The organism is Streptomyces sp. NPDC050806, assembly GCF_055586425.1.
In genome coordinates, this window is sequence record NZ_JBVJIF010000009.1 from 418,635 (window position 1) to 437,798 (window position 19,164).

General features: G+C 73.4%; 17 protein-coding genes. 5 read left to right on the forward strand and 12 right to left on the reverse strand.

From position 1 onward, the window contains the following. Positions 1 to 2: 2 nt before the first annotated feature. Positions 3 to 899 carry an FAD binding domain-containing protein gene (locus ACZ6WH_RS29080; RefSeq protein ID WP_432854998.1) on the reverse strand — a complete coding sequence of 299 codons (897 nt, stop codon included), beginning with the start codon at positions 897 to 899 and terminating at the stop codon, positions 3 to 5. Positions 900 to 1,697: 798 nt separating this feature from the next. Between ACZ6WH_RS29080 and ACZ6WH_RS29085 the strand changes: the two genes are divergently transcribed. Next, the gene (locus tag ACZ6WH_RS29085; RefSeq protein ID WP_469731877.1) at positions 1,698 to 2,150 is read left to right on the forward strand and encodes an SSI family serine proteinase inhibitor; all 453 of its coding nucleotides are present in this window, start codon (positions 1,698 to 1,700) and stop codon (positions 2,148 to 2,150) included. An 85-nt stretch (positions 2,151 to 2,235) separates the two neighbouring features. Here the strand turns inward: ACZ6WH_RS29085 and ACZ6WH_RS29090 are convergent, their stop codons facing one another. After that, positions 2,236 to 2,529 carry a DUF3039 domain-containing protein gene (locus tag ACZ6WH_RS29090; protein WP_361562617.1) on the reverse strand — a complete coding sequence of 98 codons (294 nt, stop codon included), beginning with the start codon at positions 2,527 to 2,529 and terminating at the stop codon, positions 2,236 to 2,238. A 143-nt stretch (positions 2,530 to 2,672) separates the two neighbouring features. Then, positions 2,673 to 3,284: a YqgE/AlgH family protein gene (locus ACZ6WH_RS29095; RefSeq protein WP_469731878.1), complete on the reverse strand. Its 612-nt coding sequence runs from the start codon at positions 3,282 to 3,284 to the stop codon at positions 2,673 to 2,675. A 264-nt stretch (positions 3,285 to 3,548) separates the two neighbouring features. Here ACZ6WH_RS29095 and murA point away from each other — a divergent pair, with 264 nt between their 5' ends. Then, on the forward strand, positions 3,549 to 4,886 hold the full coding sequence (gene murA / locus ACZ6WH_RS29100; RefSeq protein ID WP_469731879.1) for a UDP-N-acetylglucosamine 1-carboxyvinyltransferase: 1,338 nt from the start codon (positions 3,549 to 3,551) through the stop codon (positions 4,884 to 4,886). A gap of 235 nt (positions 4,887 to 5,121) precedes the next feature. On the opposite strand, the gene ACZ6WH_RS29105 is transcribed toward murA, so the two are convergent. Both ACZ6WH_RS29105 and ACZ6WH_RS29110 read right to left on the reverse strand, forming a co-directional pair. Further along, positions 5,122 to 5,403, reverse strand: coding sequence for an HU family DNA-binding protein (locus ACZ6WH_RS29105; protein ID WP_103834809.1), 282 nt, complete (start codon positions 5,401 to 5,403; stop codon positions 5,122 to 5,124). A 341-nt stretch (positions 5,404 to 5,744) separates the two neighbouring features. Then, on the reverse strand, positions 5,745 to 7,178 hold the full coding sequence (locus ACZ6WH_RS29110; RefSeq protein ID WP_399711079.1) for an NAD-dependent malic enzyme: 1,434 nt from the start codon (positions 7,176 to 7,178) through the stop codon (positions 5,745 to 5,747). 269 nt (positions 7,179 to 7,447) lie between these two features. On the opposite strand from ACZ6WH_RS29110, the gene ACZ6WH_RS29115 reads away from it, so the two are divergent. Next, a complete protein-coding gene (locus ACZ6WH_RS29115; protein ID WP_030250355.1) occupies positions 7,448 to 7,654 on the forward strand; it encodes a cold-shock protein in 207 nt (68 codons plus the stop codon). A gap of 244 nt (positions 7,655 to 7,898) precedes the next feature. On the opposite strand, the gene ACZ6WH_RS29120 is transcribed toward ACZ6WH_RS29115, so the two are convergent. From ACZ6WH_RS29120 to ACZ6WH_RS29150, 7 genes are all read right to left on the reverse strand, one after another. Continuing rightward, entirely contained in the window at positions 7,899 to 10,322 is a 2,424-nt protein-coding gene (locus ACZ6WH_RS29120) for a HelD family protein (RefSeq protein WP_469731880.1), read from the reverse strand. Between the two features lie 89 nt (positions 10,323 to 10,411). Beyond that, positions 10,412 to 11,170: a zf-HC2 domain-containing protein gene (locus ACZ6WH_RS29125; RefSeq protein ID WP_469731881.1), complete on the reverse strand. Its 759-nt coding sequence runs from the start codon at positions 11,168 to 11,170 to the stop codon at positions 10,412 to 10,414. Next, on the reverse strand, positions 11,167 to 11,706 hold the full coding sequence (locus ACZ6WH_RS29130; RefSeq protein ID WP_432855016.1) for a sigma-70 family RNA polymerase sigma factor: 540 nt from the start codon (positions 11,704 to 11,706) through the stop codon (positions 11,167 to 11,169). Before ACZ6WH_RS29130 ends, ACZ6WH_RS29125 begins: the two co-directional genes overlap by 4 nt. 101 nt (positions 11,707 to 11,807) lie before the next feature. Beyond that, entirely contained in the window at positions 11,808 to 12,398 is a 591-nt protein-coding gene (locus ACZ6WH_RS29135) for a CGNR zinc finger domain-containing protein (RefSeq protein ID WP_432855019.1), read from the reverse strand. Positions 12,399 to 12,512: 114 nt separating this feature from the next. After that, entirely contained in the window at positions 12,513 to 13,706 is a 1,194-nt protein-coding gene (locus ACZ6WH_RS29140; protein WP_432855022.1) for a uroporphyrinogen-III synthase, read from the reverse strand. A gap of 213 nt (positions 13,707 to 13,919) precedes the next feature. Beyond that, positions 13,920 to 15,281 (reverse strand): nitrate/nitrite transporter, encoded by a 1,362-nt coding sequence (locus ACZ6WH_RS29145; protein ID WP_469731882.1) that lies wholly within the window; start codon positions 15,279 to 15,281, stop codon positions 13,920 to 13,922. Positions 15,282 to 15,419: 138 nt separating this feature from the next. Then, the gene (locus tag ACZ6WH_RS29150) at positions 15,420 to 16,388 is read right to left on the reverse strand and encodes a LysR family transcriptional regulator (protein WP_432855028.1); all 969 of its coding nucleotides are present in this window, start codon (positions 16,386 to 16,388) and stop codon (positions 15,420 to 15,422) included. Positions 16,389 to 16,515: 127 nt separating this feature from the next. On the opposite strand from ACZ6WH_RS29150, the gene ACZ6WH_RS29155 reads away from it, so the two are divergent. Further along, a complete protein-coding gene (locus tag ACZ6WH_RS29155) occupies positions 16,516 to 17,820 on the forward strand; it encodes an MFS transporter (RefSeq protein WP_469731883.1) in 1,305 nt (434 codons plus the stop codon). A gap of 127 nt (positions 17,821 to 17,947) precedes the next feature. Then, positions 17,948 to 19,123 carry an epoxide hydrolase family protein gene (locus tag ACZ6WH_RS29160; RefSeq protein ID WP_469731884.1) on the forward strand — a complete coding sequence of 392 codons (1,176 nt, stop codon included), beginning with the start codon at positions 17,948 to 17,950 and terminating at the stop codon, positions 19,121 to 19,123. Positions 19,124 to 19,164: the final 41 nt, after the last annotated feature.

Here is a 19,164-nt window from a genome sequence, read left to right on the forward strand (position 1 = left end):
ACTCACGAGAGCGCCCTCCCAAGTGCTCGGCGCGCCAGTGCTGACACCGTACGGCGCAGGTGCAGGGCGGCGGGCGGCAGGGTGGCCGCCTCGGTACCGTCCTCCGGCGGCGCGGGATCCGGGATGCACGCGGCGGCCACGTAGTCGCCGAAGGCGGTCAGCGCTTCGGGGGCCAGGCCGCGGTCGTTGTCCCAGTCGATGAGGGAGGCCACCCACTGCTCGGCCTCCAGCGGGCGCAGCGGCATCATCGCGACCGCCCCGACCGCACATCGAACGCCCCGGCGCGCGGGATCGAGGACCAGCGCGACGGATGCGGCCGCGCGCCCCGGGCCCGTCCGTCCGGTGGCCTTCAGGAAGGTCTGCGGCGCGTGCAACAGCGGTACGCGCACAAAGCCGACGATCTCGCCCGGGCGCAGCATCTCCATGCCGGCGAGCAGGTGGCTGACCGGCACCTCGCGACGGGCGCCGCCGGGGCCCGCGATGATCACGGTGGCTTCGAGGGCGGCGAGAACCGGCAGGGTGTCGCCGGTCGGCGCGGCCGTGACGATGTTGCCGCCGAGCGTCCCGGCGTTGCGGATCTGCGGCGGTCCGGCGGCACGCGCCGCCGCGGCCAGACCGGGGATCAGGGCCGCGAAGTCGGGGCGCCCCATGCGGGCGAGGGTGAGGCCGGCGCCGAGCAGCGCGTGGCCGTCCTGGTACTGCCAGCCGCGGATCTCGCTGATCCGGTTCAGGCCGACCAGCGCCGCCGGGCGCAGCAGCCCGGAGTTGACGGCGGCCATCAGATCGGTGCCACCGGCCACAGGCACGGCGGCGGGCATGGCGGCCAGCGCCGCCACGGCCTCGTCGAGCGAGGCCGGCAACGTCACGGAATGCGACGCCTGCGGTGCGTGCGTGGTCAACCCAGCTGCCCCTTCCCCGGTGTCCCGGCTGTGCTGTTCCGCCTCGCCGTACGGTACGTGCTCACGGCCCGGACGTGGCAACTCTGGCACATCTTCGCAGGCCCGCGACGCGAGGGTCCATGAAGGCAGGATCCGTCACCGACCGGCGCGAAGTTCCTGGTTCGCCCCGCACCGTCCTGGACCTCCGAAGAGAGCGTATTGCCACCTTTCTCAAGCACTGTGCGTTACGGCACGTACCGCACGCACCGCGCCCTTGACGCCACTTGACGTCGTACGGCGTCCGCACGGGCGTTCCGCGCGGATGTTCGGCACACCGGCCGACGCACCGGGGCCGGGCCGCCCGCCCCCGCAGCGTGGGTACACGGTGCCAGGGGCCCGGCCGTACCGCGTCCGCCTTTCGGGGTGGCTCACACGTTTGGGGGCGGTCCGTCGATCGGGCGTCCGAGCGGGCGCCGTCGCCGCCCCGCGCGCCCGCCCGCGGTCGTGACAGGCCGTCATTCACGTGTCCGGCCGGGTACTTGACCCCGGCGGCGATCCCCGCCCGGAAAACCCGGCCCGCACACGGCGGGAAGTCCCGGTGGCGCCCCGGGAAACACCCGGGAAAGGCGCCGCTCCCCGTCTCCGGGCCATAACTCCCTGCAATGGGGCGCGGGTTGCCCACCAGCGGGCGAGGGGCGGAGCGGCCGGCCGACACGCCACCTGCGGCCCACAATCAGCCGCGCGACACCGCGCCGGGGCTATCCATGAGACGAGATGTCCGTCTCACCCAACTTTCAGCCGATCGTAAGGAATCCGCTCATGCGACAGAATCCGCCGGTGCGCAAGAGACGCCTTCGCGCCACCCTGCTCGCCGTCGCCGCCCTCGGCCTGCTGCCGCTCACGGCCGCCACGGCACCGGCCGCCGCCGCTCCCCCGCAGGCGGTGCCCCGCGAGGCGAGCATCGTCATCCACGCGGGCGAGGGCACCGGGGGCAGGGTGATCGCGCGGGCGACCCTGCGCTGCTTCCCCACCGGGGGCACCCACCCACGCGCGCGCTCGGCCTGCCGCGCGCTGGCGCCGGTGAACGGCGACTTCCAGCGGCTCCGGCCGCAGCCCCGGCCCTGCCCGAAGATCCACCGCCCGGTGACGGTCGCGGCGAAGAGCATCTGGCAGGGCAACGCCACGTTCGTCGTCCGCGGCTACCCCAACCTGTGCGTCGCCGCGGCGGACAGCGCCGGCGTCTTCGACCTCTCCCGGCGCACCGACGGCTGAGCCGGCACCGGCGGACAGCACGGCGCCCGGCCCGCTCTCCTCGGAGGGAGCGGGCCGGGCGCCACCGTACGGAGCGGTCCGGGGCCTACTTCTTGCCGCCGTCCTTGCCGCCCTTGTCCTTGTCGCCACCGGCGCTCATGGACTCGTAGATCTCCTTGCACATGGGGCAGACCGGGTACTTCTTCGGGTCGCGGCCCGGGACCCAGACCTTGCCGCAGAGCGCGACGACGGGCGTGCCGTCCATGGCGCTCGCCATGATCTTGTCCTTCTGGACGTAGTGGGCGAAGCGCTCGTGGTCACCGTCGCCGTTCGACACCTGTGGTGTCGGCTCCACGAGGGTGCCCGTACCTGCCCCGCGCTCGGGCTCAAGAGTGCTCATAACTGCCAAGGGTACTCACGCACGCGCCGTACCGGGCGCCGCGGCCCGTACGAAGTTGAACGACCCGCCGGCCCGCCGACCACCGGCTCCGACCGCCGATCGCCGCTGCCGGCCACCGGCCCGCCCGCCCGGAAGAGGGCCGGCTAGTTCAGCGAGGGGTCGTCCGGGTACGTCGCCACCATCGCCAGCTCGTTGCGCTGGCGGCGGAGCACAGCACGCCAGAGGCGTTCGGGGGACGGCGAGGAGACGTCGCCCGGCTCGGACTCGACGACGTACCAGGCCCCCTCCGCCAGCTCCTCCTCCAGCTGGCCCGGCCCCCAGCCCGCGTAGCCCGCGAAGATGCGCAGGGAGCCGAGCTCGGCGGAGAGCAGTTCGGGCGGGGCCTCCAGGTCGACCAGGCCGATCGCGCCGTGCACGCGGCGCCAGCCGAGCGGGCCGTCACCGTCGGTGTCGGCGCCGTCGCCCGTGGGGCCCCCGTCGAGCTCGCCCGCCTCGCCCGGGACCACCGCGACGCCGAGCGCGGAGTCCAGCGACACCGGGCCGCCCTGGAAGACCACGCCCGGCTCGCCCGCCAGCTCGGCCCAGGGCTGGAGGATGTCCGCCACACCGACCGGCGTGGGACGGTTCAGGACGACGCCGAGCGAGCCCTCCTCGTCGTGATCGAGGAGCAGCACCACGGCCCGGTCGAAGTTCGGGTCGGCGAGCGCCGGGGTCGCGACGAGCAGCCGTCCGGTGAGCGAGGACACCTCGGTCATGGCGACATGATCCCGCACTTCGGGCCGGTCCGGGGAGCCATTGGGTGCACCCGTATGCCCGCACTCCGGAGCGGACGGGACGTACGGCGACCGACCCGGCGCTTCCGGGCCCTCTCTCACATCACGGTCCGTTCCGGCAGATAAACCGTACGTGTTGTGACAGAGCTATTACATGAACTGGGGCCGCTCGGCCCTACGGACTACCCCCGCACCGCCCTTACCATTTCAGCTTGCCCCCTGTCCGTCTCCAGGAACGCGAGATCCATGACCGACGACGTTTTGCTTGTCCACGGCGGCACCCCGCTGGAGGGCGAGATCAAGGTCCGCGGCGCGAAGAACCTCGTGCCCAAGGCCATGGTCGCCGCGCTGCTCGGCAGTGAGCCGAGCCGGCTGCGCAACGTGCCCGACATCCGTGACGTGCGCGTCGTGCGCGGCCTGCTGCAGCTGCACGGCGTGACCGTACGACCGGGCGACGAGTCGGGGGAGCTGATCCTCGATCCGTCGCACGTGGAGAGCGCCAACGTCGCCGACATCGACGCGCACGCGGGGTCCTCGCGGATTCCGATCCTCTTCTGCGGCCCGCTGCTGCACCGCCTCGGCCACGCCTTCATCCCGGGCCTGGGCGGCTGTGACATCGGCGGCCGGCCGGTCGACTTCCACTTCGACGTGCTGCGCCAGTTCGGTGCGGTCATCGAGAAGCGGGCCGACGGCCAGTACCTGGAGGCCCCGCAGCGGCTGCGCGGTACGAAGATCCGCCTGCCGTACCCGTCCGTCGGCTCGACCGAGCAGGTGCTGCTGACCGCCGTCCTGGCGGAGGGCGTCACCGAGCTGTCGAACGCCGCGGTGGAGCCGGAGATCGAGGACCTGATCTGCGTCCTGCAGAAAATGGGCGCGATCATTTCGATGGACACGGACCGGACGATCCGTATCACCGGCGTCGACAAGCTCGGCGGGTACAACCACCGGGCGCTGCCGGACCGGCTGGAGGCCGCCTCCTGGGCGTCCGCCGCGCTGGCCACCGAAGGCCAGGTCTACGTGCGCGGCGCCTCGCAGCGCGAAATGATGACCTTCCTGAACACCTATCGGAAGGTCGGCGGCGCCTTCGAGGTCGACGACGAGGGCATCCGCTTCTGGCACCCGGGCGGCTCGCTGAACGCCATCGCGCTGGAGACCGACGTGCACCCCGGTTTCCAGACCGACTGGCAGCAGCCCCTGGTGGTGGCGCTGACGCAGGCATCCGGCCTGTCGATCGTCCACGAGACGGTGTACGAGTCCCGGCTCGGCTTCACCTCCGCGCTGAACCAGATGGGCGCGCACATCCAGCTCTACCGCGAGTGCCTGGGCGGCTCGGCCTGCCGCTTCGGCCAGCGCAACTTCCTGCACTCCGCTGTCGTCAGCGGCCCCACCAAGCTCCAGGGCGCCGACCTGGTCATCCCCGACCTGCGCGGCGGCTTCTCGTACCTGATCGCGGCGCTGGCGGCGCAGGGCACGTCCCGCGTCCACGGCATCGACCTGATCAACCGCGGCTACGAGAACTTCATGGACAAGCTGGTCTCCTTGGGCGCCCAGGTCGAACTGCCGAACGGCACGCTGAAGGACTGACCCGCCACGGGCCCGGCGCGGCGCGCTGTGGCCGGGCCTGACGCCCGTACCGCCGAAGGGCGGCCACCAGAACCCGGTGGTCGCCCTTCGGCGTTCTCGTGCCCGCTGAGGCGGGCTCACGGCGGCGTACTCCGGGTACGTCCGCACATGCGAAAGGCAGCCATCCGGCTCGGGATGGCTGCCTCTCCTGTGATGTCCCGTCCGTGCCCCGTCGTCCCGGGAGCACGGTGCCGGATCACTTGCCCTTGGCGGCTTCCTTGAGCTTGGAGCCCGCGGAGACCTTCACGCTGTAGCCGGCCGGGATCTGGATCGGGTCGCCGGTCTGCGGGTTGCGCGCGGTGCGAGCGGCACGGTGGGTGCGCTCGAAGGTGAGGAAGCCGGGGATGGTGACCTTCTCGTCGCCCTTGGCGACAACCTCACCGATGGTCTCGGCGAGCGCGGCCAGAACGGCGTCGGCGTCCTTGCGGGTCACCTCGGCACGGTCGGCCAGAGCGGCCACCAGCTCACTGCGGTTCATGTATTACTCCCGTGTTCTTCTTGCCAATGGGCGTGCCACGCGGCGGAGCCGCATATCAAGCACAGCGAAGCCGATGCTGCCAGGGCCCTCGGACAGTCCCCGGACCCGGGTCTGCCGTTCAGACCCTCGCGCCCGGTAACGCATCCTGCCCCCACCTGCGGCGGTAAAGCCAATCCGGCGCCCTGGAGGGTCACACGAAGAGCGCCATCGCCCCGAGAGGGTGACGCACCGGTGACGCTCCGCGTCATGCTCCGGGGCCCCGCCCATGGGCAGCGGCCAGTCATGCGCTGTCCGCCACCCTATGGGGGGCCTGAGGGCCGCGTGTCGTGCGACGCGCCGTATCAGGCGGTCGTGCCGCCCGTCACAGCGGCTCCGGCGGCCTGGGCGGCGTCCCGGACGGCCCCGGCGACCGCGCCGGCGACCTTGTCGTTGAACACGCTGGGGATGATGTAGTTCGCGTTCAGCTCGTCCTCCAGCACGACGTCGGCGAGGGCGCGGGCCGCGGCCAGCATCATGTCCTCGTTGACCGTACGCGACTGCGCATCCAGCAGACCGCGGAAGACACCCGGGAAGACCAGCACATTGTTGATCTGGTTCGGGAAGTCCGAGCGGCCGGTGGCCACGACGGCGGCGGTCTGCCGGGCCTCGCCCGGGTCGACCTCCGGGTCGGGGTTGGCGAGTGCGAACACGATCGCGCCTTCGGCCATCCGGGCCACGTCGTCGCCGTCCAGGACGTTGGGCGCCGAGACGCCGATGAAGACGTCGGCGCCGACCACGGCCTGCTTGAGGGTGCCGGTGACGCCCTCGGGGTTGGTGTTGTCGGCGATCCAGCGCAGCGCCGAGTCGGGGTCGGCGGAGACCAGGTCCTCGCGGCCCGCGTGCACCACGCCGTGGATGTCGGCGACGACCGCGTGCTTGACGCCGGCGTCCAGCAGCAGCTTGAGGATGGCCGTACCGGCGGCGCCCGCGCCGGACATGACGACGCGTACGTCCTCGATGCTCTTGCCGACCACGCGCAGCGCGTTGGTCAGGGCCGCGAGCACGACGATCGCGGTGCCGTGCTGGTCGTCGTGGAAGACCGGGATGTCCAGGGCCTCGCGCAGCCGCGCCTCGATCTCGAAGCAGCGGGGCGCGGAGATGTCCTCCAGGTTGATGCCCGCGAAGCCGGGGGCGATGGCCTTGACGATCTCCACGATGGCGTCGGAGTCCTGGGTGTCCAGGCAGATCGGCCAGGCGTCGATGCCGGCGAAGCGCTTGAAGAGGGCCGCCTTGCCCTCCATGACGGGCAGCGCGGCCTTGGGGCCGATGTTGCCCAGGCCGAGCACGGCGGAGCCGTCGGTGACCACCGCGACGCTGTTGCGCTTGATGGTGAGGCGGCGGGCGTCCTCGGGGTTGTCCGCGATGGCCTGGCAGACGCGGGCGACGCCGGGGGTGTAGACCATGGACAGGTCGTCACGGTTCCGGATGGGGTGCTTCGACGACATCTCGATCTTGCCGCCGAGGTGCATCAGGAACGTGCGGTCGGAGACCTTGCCGAGCGAGACGCCCTCGATCTCGCGCAGCTTCTGGACGATCTCGTCCGCGTGCGAGGTGGACGTCGCGGCGATGGTGACGTCGATCCGGAGTTTCTCGTGGCCGGAAGCGGTCACGTCGAGGCCGGTGACCGACCCGCCGGAGGACTCCACGGCCGTGGTGAGCTGGCTGACGGCGGTGCCGCTCGCGGGAACTTCCAGTCGCACCGTCATCGAATACGAGACGCTAGGCGCCGTTGCCATGGCCGACTTCCTCTGCTTTCGCTTGTTTCCCTATGCGCTGCCCCAGGAGCTCGGATGTCCTGCGCATCGTCCGATCGTCCCACCTACCAGCCGGTACACGGTAACCAGCCACAAGTTTCGGAATGACTCTTCCACCATACGAGAGCTAGTCAGCTCGGCGGAACCCCCCACTCCTTCGCCTGAAAAACGGCCTTAATAGGGAGAAACTCTGCCGTACCGCCCTTAAGATCTTGCGCGCAGTACCCCAAAGACACGCAAGGATGGGCGATATGGCTCAGGGCACCGTGAAGTGGTTCAACTCCGAGAAGGGTTACGGATTCATCGCACAGGAGGACGGCGGACCTGACGTCTTCGTCCACTACAGCTCGATCAGCGGCGACGGCTTCCGGAATCTGGAGGACACCCAGCGGGTGGAATTCGAGATCGCCCAGGGTCGCAAGGGCCCGCAAGCGGAACAGGTCCGCGTCATCGGCTGACCTTCCGGCCCACCGGTGACACGGACCTGTCCGTGACGCTGGAGAAGTTGAGGTGGCACCGACCCGCCATGCTCGCCTCGCGGCAAGTGGTCGCTCGAAGCGACTATGGTTGGGCCCGGGGGCTTGGATCGGGCCGGTGCCACCTACAGGCTAACACTGCGGCCGTCTCGGGCAATGTCCCCGAACACCCGAGTCCCGTAAGCGAATCCCGTAGCGGAGTACGCCGGGACCCGCCCCGGATCCGTCAGTCGCGCAGCAGGTCCGGCACCCCGTCCGCGTCCGGCTCGTCACGCGCCCCGGAGACCACCGTCAGGCGCTGCGTCGCCCGCGTCAGCGCCACGTACAGCACCCGCAGCCCGGCCGGCGACTCGTCGGCGATCTCGGCGGGCGAGACCACCAGCGTCGCGTCGTACTCCAGCCCCTTGGCCTCCAGCGAGCCCAGCGCGACCACGCGGTCCCCCAGGTCCGCGAGCCAGCCGCGCGCCTCCTCCCGGCGGTCCATGGCCACGACCACACCGACCGTGCCGTCCACCTCGTCCAGCAGCCGGCGCGCCTCCTCCCGTACGGAGTCGCCCGGCCGGTCCCCGGCGACGGCGAACCGCGGCCGCAGGCCCGTGGAGCGCACCGCCTCCGGCGCGACCATGCCGGGCATGGCCAGCGCCAGGACACGCGCCGCCAGTTCGGCGACCTCGGCCGGGTTGCGGTAGTTCACGGTGAGGGTGAAGCGGCGGCGCGGGCGGGTGCCCAGCGCCTCGTCCCGCGCTTCCCCGGCCTCGTCCGGGTCCGACCACGAGGACTGCGCGGGGTCGCCCACCACGGTCCATGTGGCGTGCCGGCCGCGGCGGCCGACCATCCGCCACTGCATGGGCGTCAGGTCCTGCGCCTCGTCGACGATGACGTGCGCGTAGTCCGTGCGCTCCTCCGCGAGCCGCTCCCGGCGGCTGCGCCCCGAGGAGTTGCGGTCCGCAAACGTGGTCAGCTCCTCCAGTCCGGTGAGCTGGTCCAGCGGGTCGGCCTCGCGCTGCCGGGCGGGGCGTGCCGGGGCGCCGAGGATCAGCTGGAGCTCGTCCAGGAGCGCGACGTCGTGGACGGAGAGCGGGCCCAGGCCCTGCGCGTCCAGGCGGCCCAGCGAGCGGGCCAGCCGCCGTACCTCGCGGTGCTGGAGCACCCGCCGGGACCAGCGGCCCAGCAGCTTCTCGTCGGCCATGGCGGCGAGCACCCGGCGCGGCGTCAGCTCCGGCCACCAGGCGTCCAGGAAGTCGAGGAAGTCCTGCTCGGTGGTGATGTCCTCGTCGAACCCGGACCGCGCCTCGGCGGCCAGCTCCGGGTCGCTGTAGCGGCGGTCCCCGCCGGTCTTCGCCCAGAGCGCGTCGAGGATCAGCCGGCGGGCGCGCGGCCGCAGCAGGTTGACCGGCGCGGTGCCGCCGAGAGCGGCGGTACGGATGCGGCGCAGTTCGGCGGCGTCCAGCTCGATCCGGGAGCCGAAGGCGACCACCCGGAGGCGGTCGGTGGGCACGGCCGGGGCGGTGTCCTCCTCGTCCATGTCGCCGAAGGCCAGCTGACCGTCCGGCGCTTCGGCCGGGGCGGTGTCTGCGGCGAGCTCCAGGGCGCCCCGGGCCGCCTTGCGCAGCACCTTCAGCATGCGCGAGGAGCCCTTGACGCGCGCCACGGCAGGACTGTCGTACGCGGTGGCCTCGGCGCCCTCCATCAGGGAGCCCAGCGCGCGGATGGCGACCTGGCCCTCCTCGCCGAGCGAGGGCAGCACGCCCTCGGTGTACGCGACCAGCAGCGGGGTGGGCGAGACGATGAGGATGCCGCCCGCGTAGCGGCGCCGGTCCTGGTAGAGCAGGTAGGCGGCGCGGTGCAGGGCGACCGCCGTCTTGCCCGTACCGGGGCCGCCCTCGACCTCGGTGACGGAGGCGGCGGGCGCCCGGATCACCATGTCCTGCTCGGCCTGGATGGAGGCGACGATGTCGCGCATGGAGTGGCTGCGGGCCCGGCCGAGGGCGGCCATCAGCGCGCCGTCGCCGACCGCCGGCAGCTCCTCGCCGGCCAGCGTGGCGGTGACCTCCGGGCGCATCAGGTCGTCCTCGACGCCGAGCACCCTGCGGCCCTTGGAGCGGATGACGCGGCGGCGCACGACACGGCCCGGGGAGACCGGGGTGGCGCGGTAGAAGGGCGCGGCGGCGGGCGCCCGCCAGTCGATGACCAGCGGGCTGTAGTCGGCGTCCAGCACGCCGAGCCGTCCGATGTGCAGCGTCTCGGCGATCTCCGCGCGGTGGTCGGCGCCGATCGCGCCGTCGGCGGGCTCGACGGAGGTGTACGCGCCGTCCGGGCCCCGCTTGCCGTCCTTGCCCAGGAGCAGGTCGATGCGGCCGAAGAGGAAGTCCTCGTACTCTGAGTTGAGGCGGTGCAGGTGGACGCCGGCCTGGAAGACCTGCGCGTCGCGTTCGGCGAGCGCGCCGGGCGTGCCGACCTGACCGCGCTTGGCGGCGTCGTCCATCAGGAACTGTGCCTCGTGGATCTTCTCCTCCAGGCGCCGGTACACCCGGTCCAGATGCGTCTGCTCGCCCGCGATCTCGCGGTCGCGGACGGAGTCGCTGTCAGGTACGGAATCCGGCGCGTGCGTGGAGTTCTCCGGCGCGTGCGTGGCGTTCTGCGCGGCCACCCAGGCCCCCTTCTGCTGTGCGTAGGGCAGCCGTCAACCGTACGCGAAGCAGGTCGCGGGCGCACCTGTGCGGCAGCGCGGGTGTCCGGTCAGACGTCGACGGCGGCCAGCCGCTCGCCGGCGAGGGTACGGATTTCGAAGCGGTCGATCTCGGCGCGGCTCATGGCGGCGCCGCCGTTCGTGTAGAGCGGCTGCCGGCTCCACTTCGTGGCGCCGCCCTTGATGCCGTACCCGCCGTCCGGCACCGCCCAGGTGGTGACGGTCTGCTCGTCGCCGTCCTTGCCGACGGCGACGAGGGAGCAGGTCAGCGGGCCCTTGACGTTGCCGAGGCGGAGCGCGACGGAGGTCCCCCACGGGCGGTCGGCCATGGCCACGCCCGCGGCGACCTTGGTGTCCGGGTCGACCGCGGTGTGCTTGTCCCGGCCGCTGTCGTACATCTGCTCGGCCGGGCTCACGGCCTGCGGCGGGGGCTGCGGGGCTTCGCGGGTCACCGCCAGGGCGGCGAGCGGCCCGCCGACGATCAGCGCGACGGCCGCGGCCACGAGGGCGAGCCGCCGGCGGCCGCGCCGCCGGACGGCGGCGACCTCGGCCAGCAGGCCGCCCAGGACGCGCCGCGAGGGCTTCGGGACGAGCGTGGCCTCGGAGGGCGGGGCGCCCGTGCCGTCGTCGGCGAGCCCGGCCAGCAGCGGGGGCAGGCCGAGCAGGCCGTCCAGCTCGGCGGCGCAGCGGTCGCAGTCGGCCAGGTGTTCCTCGAAGCGGGCGGCGTCGGCGGCGTCCAGCACGCCGAGCGCGTAGGCGCCGACGTCGGTGTGGTCCGCCGGCTCGGCGGGCGGGTGGGGCCGGTTCACGCCGTGACTCCTCGTTCTTCCAGGGAGAGCTTCAGGGAGCGCAGGGCGTAGAACACCCGGGACCGCACCGTCCCGGGCGGCACTCGCAGCACTTCCGCGGCCTCGTTGACCGTACGTCCCTTGAAGTACGTCTCGATCAGGGCCTCCCGGTGCGCCGGGCTCAGGTCGGCCAGCGCCTCGGAGATCGTCATCAGGCGCAGCGCGCGGTCGATCTCGTCGGCGGCGGGCAGCGTCTCCAGGGGCGCGGCGTCCACCTCCTGGGGGCGGGCCCGGCGGCTGCGGTGCCCGTCGATGACGATGCGGCGGGCCACGGTCACCAGCCAGGGGCGTACGGACCCGGTCGCGCGCTGCAGCTGGTCGGCGTTGCGCCAGGCGCGCAGCAGGGTTTCCTGGACCACGTCCTCGGCGCGGTGGCGGTCGCCGGCCACCAGCCGCAGGACGAAGGCGAGGAGCGGTCCCGCGTGCTCCTCGTACAAGGCCCGCATGAGTTCTTCGTCGGGCGTCGTCCGGTCGGCCACGACGGCATCCTCGCGCAACGCCACTCCCCGGTCGATAGGACGGAACGGACTCCGTTCCGGGTCCGGGCCCCCGGCCTTCGGGAGCTCGCGGTGGAGTACGTACGCGGGCGTGCGGGTGTTCAGCCGGTGACGCGGGAGGCGGGGCCGAGGGCGCGGCGGCGGTGCCGGGCGACCCGCTCGCGGTTGCCGCACACCTCGCTGGAGCACCAGCGCCGCCGCCGGCCGCGCGAGGTGTCCAGGTAGATCCGCGAGCATGTCTCGCCCTCGCACTGGCGCAGCTGGCCGCGTGCCACCGCGTCGGTCAGCATGCCGACCGCGTCCCGGGCGACCGCGGCCATCAGACCTGCGCAGTCCGGCGCGCGTGCGCAGCGGCGCTCCAGCGCGCCGTCCACGCCGCGTACGGCGCGTTCGGGCGGTGGCGGGGCCTCGGCCGTGGCGTTGAGCAGTGCCAGGTCGCGGTCGGCGGCCCGGCCGCGGATCTCGTCGTGGACGATGCGCCGCAGCAGTTCGCGCAGCGCACGGAAGCGCGCGACCCAGCTGCCGTCGACGGCGTCGAGCGGCGTGCTGCGCGGTACGACGCCCGCGCCGACGAGCCAGGCTCTCAAGTGGTCGGGGCCGAGGAGCCGTTCGGCCGACGGATCGCCGGTCGTGGCCACCAGGTCAAGGCAGATCCGCCCGCAGTCGAACCGCAGGTCGTAAGGGGCCGCCATGTGCCTGTCACTCCTTCGGGGACAACGTCTCCCTCCAGAGTGCCCGGCCGGGCGGCTCGCCGGAACCCTCGGTACCGGCCTCGCGGCGCCGGCCGGCCACACCGGCCCCCCGCGTCAACGCGACTGCTCGTCCGCGTACTTGGTCTCCGCGTGCGGGTCCAGCGAGAGCCGGTAGCCGCGCTTGACCACCGTCTGGATCAGCTTCGGGACGCCCAGCGCCGCCCGCAGCCGGGCCATCGCCGTCTCCACGGCGTGCTCGTCGCGGCCCGCGCCCGGCAGCGCGCGCAGCAGGTCACCGCGGGAGACCACCCAGCCGGGCCGCCTGGCCAGCGCGCGCAGCAGCGACATCCCGGCGGGCGGCACGGGGCGCAGCTCGCCGTCGATGAGCACCGCGTGCCCGCGGATCTCCAGCCGCCGCCCGGCGATCGGCAACGGCCTTACCCGGCCGGGGAGTTCCTGGCACAGCAGCTGGACGAGCGGGCCGAGCCGGAAGCGCTCGGGCTGGACGGTCGCGATGTCGTGGTTCTCCAGGGGCAGCGCGGTCACCGGGCCGACGCACGCGGCCAGGACGTCCTGCCGCAGTGCCGCCAGCACCTCGGCGTGCACGCCCCGCTCCTCGGCGCGGCGCAGCAGCGACGCGGCGGCCGGGGCGCTGGTGAAGGTCACCGCGTCGACGGTGCGGGCCAGCACCGCGTCCAGCAGCCGGTCGACGGGGCCGATGTCCTCCGGGGGCATCCAGCGGTAGACCGGCACGCCGACCACCTCGGCACCCGCGGCGCGCAGCGACTCCACGAAGCCGGGCAGCGGCTCGCCGTGCAGCTGGAGCGCGATCCGGCTGCCGTCCACGCCCTCCTCCAGCAGCCGGTCCAGCACCTCGGCCATGGACTCCGATGCGGGCGACCACTCCTCGGTGAGACCGGCCGCGCGGATCGCGCCGCGCACCTTCGGGCCGCGGGCGAGCAGCCGTACGCCGCCCAGCCGCTCCAGCAGCGCGGTGCCCAGGCCCCAGCCCTCGGCGGCCTCCACCCAGCCGCGGAAGCCGATGGCGGTGGTGGCCACCACGATGTCCGGCGCGTCGTCGATGAGCTGCTTGGTGGCGGCCAGCAGCTCGGTGTCGTCGGTGAGCGGCACGATGCGCAGCGCGGGCGCGTGCACGACCTCGGCGCCGCGGCGCTCCAGGAGCGTGCCCAGCTCGGCGGCGCGGCGGGCCGCGGTCACCCCGATGGTGAAGCCGGCCAGTGGCTGCCCGCCGCTCCGCTCCTTCGGTCCGCTGTCGTCCGGTAGGTCGTTTCGCTGTCCGTCGTGCATGTGGCTCTCGTCCCGCTCCGCAGTGATGTGCGCCGGCTCAACGGCGGCCGGGCCCTGCCGTCCCCGGGCGTCCGTCCCGGGCGGTCCGGCGGACCGATCGGCCCTCTGATGCTGTCAAGGGTCCGTGTCGGCCCGGGTTCACCGTCATTTCTCCAGTGTTACGCCCGGGCGGCCCCGGACGTTCCCGCCGGGGCCGTCACCGGGCGTGTCCGCTCACACCTCGGCGTACGCCGGGCGCTGCGCCTCCTCGGCCTGCGCGTCCGGCTCCGGTGCGGTGGGCCGGAGGTATACGGCCCAGGTCACGGCGGCGCACAGTGCGTAGCACACGAGGAAGGACACGAAGGCGGGCGTGCCGGAGCCCCCGGTCGAGAACGCCTGCCGGAAGGCGAGGTTGATGCCCAGGCCGCCGAGCGCGCCGACGGCGCCGATCAGCCCCATGGCCGCGCCCGAGAGGCGCCGCCCGTAGGCCGCGGCCGCCTCGCCGGCCAGCCCGCGCGAGACCGCCTTGGCCTGGAAGATCGCCGGGATCATCTTGTACGTGGAGCCGTTGCCGAGGCCGGTGAGCACGAAGAGGGCGATGAAGCCGACGAGGAAGACCGGCAGCGACTCCCGTACCGAGGCGGCGATCACGACGCCCGTCGCGACGCTCATGGCGGCGAAGTTCCCCAGCGTGATCCGCGCGCCCCCGAAGCGGTCGGCGAGCTTTCCGCCGACGGGCCGGATCAGCGAGCCGAGCAGCGGCCCGATGAAGGTCAGCGAGGCCGCCTGCAGCGGAGTCTGTGCGAACTGGTTCTGCAGGACGAGCCCGAAGGCGAAGCTGTAGCCGATGAACGACCCGAAGGTGCCGATGTAGAGCAGCGACATTATCCAGGTGTGCGGGTCGCGCGCCGCTTCCTTGGCCGCGCCGGTGTCGTTGGTGACCGGCGCCAGGTTGTCCATGAACAGCGCCGCGCACAGGGCGGCGAGCACGATCAGCGGGAGGTAGACGCCCAGCACGAGGCGCGGGTGCGCGGCACCCGCCGTACCGATGACCAGCAGGCCCAGGAGCTGGATGACGGGTACGCCGATGTTCCCGCCGCCCGCGTTCAGGCCCAGCGCCCACCCCTTCTCGCGCAGCGGGAAGAAGGAGTTGATGTTGGTCATGGAGGAGGCGAAGTTGCCGCCGCCCACTCCGGTGAGCGCCGCGACCACCAGAAAGGTGGTGTACGAGGTGCCCGGCTCCATCACGAAGGCCGCGGCGACGGTCGGCACGAGGAGCAGCAACGCGCTCAGCACCGTCCAGTTGCGTCCTCCGAAGCGCGCCACCGCGAACGTGTACGGCACGCGGAGCACCCCGCCGACCACCGTGGGCATCGCGACCAGGAAGAACTTCCCGGCCGCATCGACGCCGTACTCGGGCCCCATGAAGAGCACCATCACCGACCACAGGCTCCACACGGAGAAGCCGATGTGCTCGGAGAGCACGGAGAACCACAGGTTGCGGCGCGCGATCCGCTCACCCCCGTCCGCCCAGAACGCCGCGTCCTCGGGATCCCACTCCTCGATCCACCGCTTGCCCCTGCGTGCCACCGTCATCGCGCCTCCCGGCTCTCGAAGTCACCCGCTCCGACGCTAGGGACGGCGCGTTTCGCGGCGGTGCCGCCAGGTGTCACGGACGCAATATCGCGCTCACCCGGAACCGCGGAACGCGGTGAGTACCGCCCGCGCCGCGCTTCACCCTGCCATCAACCGGGCGTCCTCGGGAGGCAGCCAGGCACCTCGGGGGCGGGACAGCCAGCCGCCCTCCGTGCCCAGTTCGCGCGCCGCGGCCCGCAGCACGTCCAGGCCGGGGTGGCGCAGCCCCCGCCGCCAGACCACCGACACCGGGGACAGCGGCACGGGGTCCACGAGGGGCCGCAGCACCATCCCGGGTGCCTCGATGAACTCCACGCTGGCCAGGACGGACCAGCCGCGCTTCCGTACGACGCGGAGGAACTCGGCCGGGCCGTCGATCTCCGGGTACGGCGCCGCCGCCCGGATGCCGCGCCCTTCGAAGAGCCGCTCGGCCAGGGCGGTCCACTCCGCGGTGTGCGCGTTGCCCGCCCCCGTGTACAGCGTCTCCCCGGCGAGCGCGCCCACGGGCACGGCGGCGCGGGCTGCCAGCGGGTGCTCCGCCGGCAGCAGGACGGCCATCGGCTCGTACCGCACCGGATGGTGGGCGAGCCGGTTCCGCACCCCGCGCGGCAGCCCCGCGACCCGTCCGAAGGACACGTCCAGGGCGCCCGCCAGCAGCCCTTCCGCCGCGCCGGTCAGGCCGCTGTGGAAGCGCGCGGCGAACTCCAGGTCGGGGGCCGCGGCACGGGCCCGCTCCAGCACCCGGTACGCGGTCCCCACCGGCGCGCCCACGTCGACCAGCAGCGGACGCGCGCGGTCGGCGCCGCCGGTGAACGCAGCGGACAGCTCGTCGTGCGCGGCGAGCACACGCTGGGCGTACGGGAGCAGCCGCTCGCCCTCCGGGGTGAGCCGCACCTGACGGGTGGTGCGCAGGAACAGCACGGTGCCGAGATCGCGCTCCAGGCGGCGGATGTCCCGGCTGAGGGCTTGCTGGGCGACGTACAGGCGGGCGGCGGCACGGGTGAAGTGGAGCTCCTCGGCGGCGGCCATGAAGGCGCGCAGCAGTCGAGGCTCTATGTCGTGGGGCACGCACCCATGGTGACAAAGCCGGGCCGAGGCCCCCAGTCCTGGTGGCGGCGGATTGACAACCAATAACGGTGAATGGGCTGCGGGAAGGTGTTGGACGCCCCGTGGGCGCCGGCCCGACCGTGGACGGGTGATCCTCTTCCTCGCCGCCCGGCCCGTGACCGCACCGCCCGTTCCCGCCTGCCCGCGCCGGGCCGCCGGCCGCACCCGCCGCCCGGCCGGCAGCCGCCCGCGCCTGCCGTTCCTCCGCCCGTACGCCCGGATCTTCGAGGTGCCCGGCGCCCGCGCCTTCATCGCGGCCAACCTCCTGGCCCGGCTCCCCATGGGCATGTTCAGCGTCAGCGCGGTGCTCATGATCGCCGGGTCGCGCGGCTCGTACGCGCTCGCCGGGGCCGTGACCGCGGCCGGCCTCGCGGCGACGGCGGTCGTCGGCCCGTGGACGGCGCGGCTGGCCGACCGCTACGGACAGGGCCGGGTGGCGCCGCTCGCCGCCCTCCTCGCCGTCGCCGGTTCGCTGGCCCTCGTGCTGTGCGTACGGCTCGACGCGCCCGTCTGGACGCTCTTCGCCTCCTACGTGTGCACCGCGACCACACCCAACACGGGCGGCATGTCGCGGGCCCGCTGGGCGCACCTCTTCCGAGGCGACTCCCGTGCCCTGCACACCGCCCACTCCTTCGAGCAGGCGGCGGACGAAGTGTGCTTCATGCTGGGGCCGGTGCTCGCGGCCTTCCTGTGCACGGCGCTGTTCCCGGAGGCGGGCACGCTCGTCGGGGCCGTGCTGCTGCTGACCGGGATGGTGCTGTTCGCCGCGCAGCGCCGTACGCAGCCGCCGCCCGCGCCCCGTACGGGCCGGGTCCGCTCCCCGCTGCGCCACCGCGGCCTGCCCCCGCTCCTGCTGGCCTTCCTGTGCACGGGCGCGGTCTTCGGCTCGCTGGAGGTGGTCACCATCGGGTTCGCCGACGGGCACGGCGTACGGGCGGCGGCGGGCGGCATCCTGGCGCTGCAGGCGGCCGGTTCGTGCGCCGCCGGCCTGCTGTACGGGCTGCTGCCGCCCGCGGACCGGCCCGCAGCGCGCTTCGCCGGCTGCGTGGCGGCGATGGCCGCCCTGATGCTGCTGCCGCTCCTCGGGGCGGCGAGCGGCAGCCTCGCGGTGCTGGCCGCCGCCCTGCTGGTGGCCGGCATGGCGACCGCGCCGACCATGGCCACCGGCATGGGCCGGGTGCAGGCCCTGACCCCGGCGGGCCAGGTCAACGAGGGCCTGACGCTCGCCGTCACCGCCCTGCTGGCCGGCATCGCGGCCGGCTCGGCGGCGGGCGGCTGGGCCACGGACCACCTCGGGAGCGGCGGGGCGGGATACGCCGTACCGGCCGCCGCTGCGGCCCTGGCGGCGGCCGTGACGCTCACGGGGCGCCTCCGGACGGCCCGGAGCGCATGACGCGGGCCGTAGGGCCCACGCGGCAACCCCGAGCGCGTAACGCGGGCCGGGCTCCTCGCGGCGGCCCGGCCCGTGCGATTCCGCGTTGCGGTCCCGCCCCGTCCGCGGTGGCCTCTACCGTCTGCCCATGACCTCCGACCGACCGCACACAGAGACCGCCGCCGTCACCCCGTTCCGTATCGACATCCCCGACGCCGACCTCGCCGACCTGCGCGACCGGCTCTCCCGGACCCGGTGGCCGGACGAGCTGCCGGGCGTCGGCTGGAGCCAGGGCGTGCCACTGGCGTACCTCAAGGAGCTCGCCGCGTACTGGCACGACGGCTACGACTGGCGGCGGCACGAGGCCGAGCTGAACCGCTTCCCGCAGTTCACCACCACCCTCGACGGCACGACCGTGCACTTCCTCCACGTGCGTTCCGGCGCCCCGGACGCGCTCCCCCTCGTGCTGCTGCACGGCTGGCCGGGCTCCTTCGTGGAGTTCCTCGACCTGATCGGGCCGCTCACCGAGGCGGGGTACGACGTCGTCGTGCCGTCCCTGCCCGGCTACGCCTTCTCCGGGCCGCCGGCGAAGCCCGGCTGGGGCGTCCCGCGCATCGCCGCCGCCTTCGCCGAGCTGATGCGGCGACTGGGGTACGCGCGTTACGGGGTGCACGGCAGCGACTGGGGCGCGATGATCGCCCGCGAGTGGGGACGGCAGCACCCGGAGGCGGTGGCCGCGGTCCATCTGACGCTGCTGCCCTCCGCGGTGGCGACCGCCGAACCCACCGAGGAGGAGCGCGCGGGGCTTCTCGAAGCGCAGCTGGCGGAGGTGCACGCCTCTCTGGAGCAGCGCGCGCACGTCCAGAAGGAGGAGATGGGCTACGGCATCCTGCAGTCCACCCGTCCGCAGACCCTCGGGTACGCGCTCACCGACTCCCCCGTGGGCCAGCTCGCCTGGATCACCGAGAAGTTCAAGGTGTGGACGGACTGCCGGGACACGCCCGAGGAGGCGGTCGGCCGCGACCGCCTCCTGACGAACGTGATGCTCTACTGGCTCACCGGCACCGCCACGTCCTCGGCACGCCTGTACTACGAGACGATGCACTCCGGGGCCGGCTGGGGCGGGAACACGGTGCCGTCCACCACCCCGACCGCCGTCGCGGTCCTCCCCGCCGACCTGGCCCGCCCGGTGCGTCACCTCGCGGACCGGTCGGACGCCGTGGTGCGGTGGACGGAGTACCCGCGCGGCGGCCACTTCCCCGGCCTGGAGGTCCCGGACCTGCTCCTGGACGACCTGCGGGAGTTCTTCGGCACGTTCCGGTGAGGCCCGGCGCGCTCCGGTGAGGCGGGCGGGGCCGGCGGCGG

Excerpts from the sequence above, each read along its gene's own strand:
- ACZ6WH_RS29085 (WP_469731877.1), top strand. The coding sequence starts at position 1,698 with ATGCGACAGAATCCGCCGGTGCGCAAGAGACGCCTTCGCGCCACCCTG.
- ACZ6WH_RS29090 (WP_361562617.1), bottom strand. The coding sequence starts at position 2,529 with ATGAGCACTCTTGAGCCCGAGCGCGGGGCAGGTACGGGCACCCTCGTG.
- ACZ6WH_RS29095 (WP_469731878.1), bottom strand. The coding sequence starts at position 3,284 with ATGACCGAGGTGTCCTCGCTCACCGGACGGCTGCTCGTCGCGACCCCG.
- murA (WP_469731879.1), top strand. The coding sequence starts at position 3,549 with ATGACCGACGACGTTTTGCTTGTCCACGGCGGCACCCCGCTGGAGGGC.
- ACZ6WH_RS29105 (WP_103834809.1), bottom strand. The coding sequence starts at position 5,403 with ATGAACCGCAGTGAGCTGGTGGCCGCTCTGGCCGACCGTGCCGAGGTG.
- ACZ6WH_RS29110 (WP_399711079.1), bottom strand. The coding sequence starts at position 7,178 with ATGGCAACGGCGCCTAGCGTCTCGTATTCGATGACGGTGCGACTGGAA.
- ACZ6WH_RS29115 (WP_030250355.1), top strand. The coding sequence starts at position 7,448 with ATGGCTCAGGGCACCGTGAAGTGGTTCAACTCCGAGAAGGGTTACGGA.
- ACZ6WH_RS29135 (WP_432855019.1), bottom strand. The coding sequence starts at position 12,398 with ATGGCGGCCCCTTACGACCTGCGGTTCGACTGCGGGCGGATCTGCCTT.
- ACZ6WH_RS29140 (WP_432855022.1), bottom strand. The coding sequence starts at position 13,706 with ATGCACGACGGACAGCGAAACGACCTACCGGACGACAGCGGACCGAAG.
- ACZ6WH_RS29145 (WP_469731882.1), bottom strand. The coding sequence starts at position 15,281 with ATGACGGTGGCACGCAGGGGCAAGCGGTGGATCGAGGAGTGGGATCCC.
- ACZ6WH_RS29160 (WP_469731884.1), top strand. The coding sequence starts at position 17,948 with ATGACCTCCGACCGACCGCACACAGAGACCGCCGCCGTCACCCCGTTC.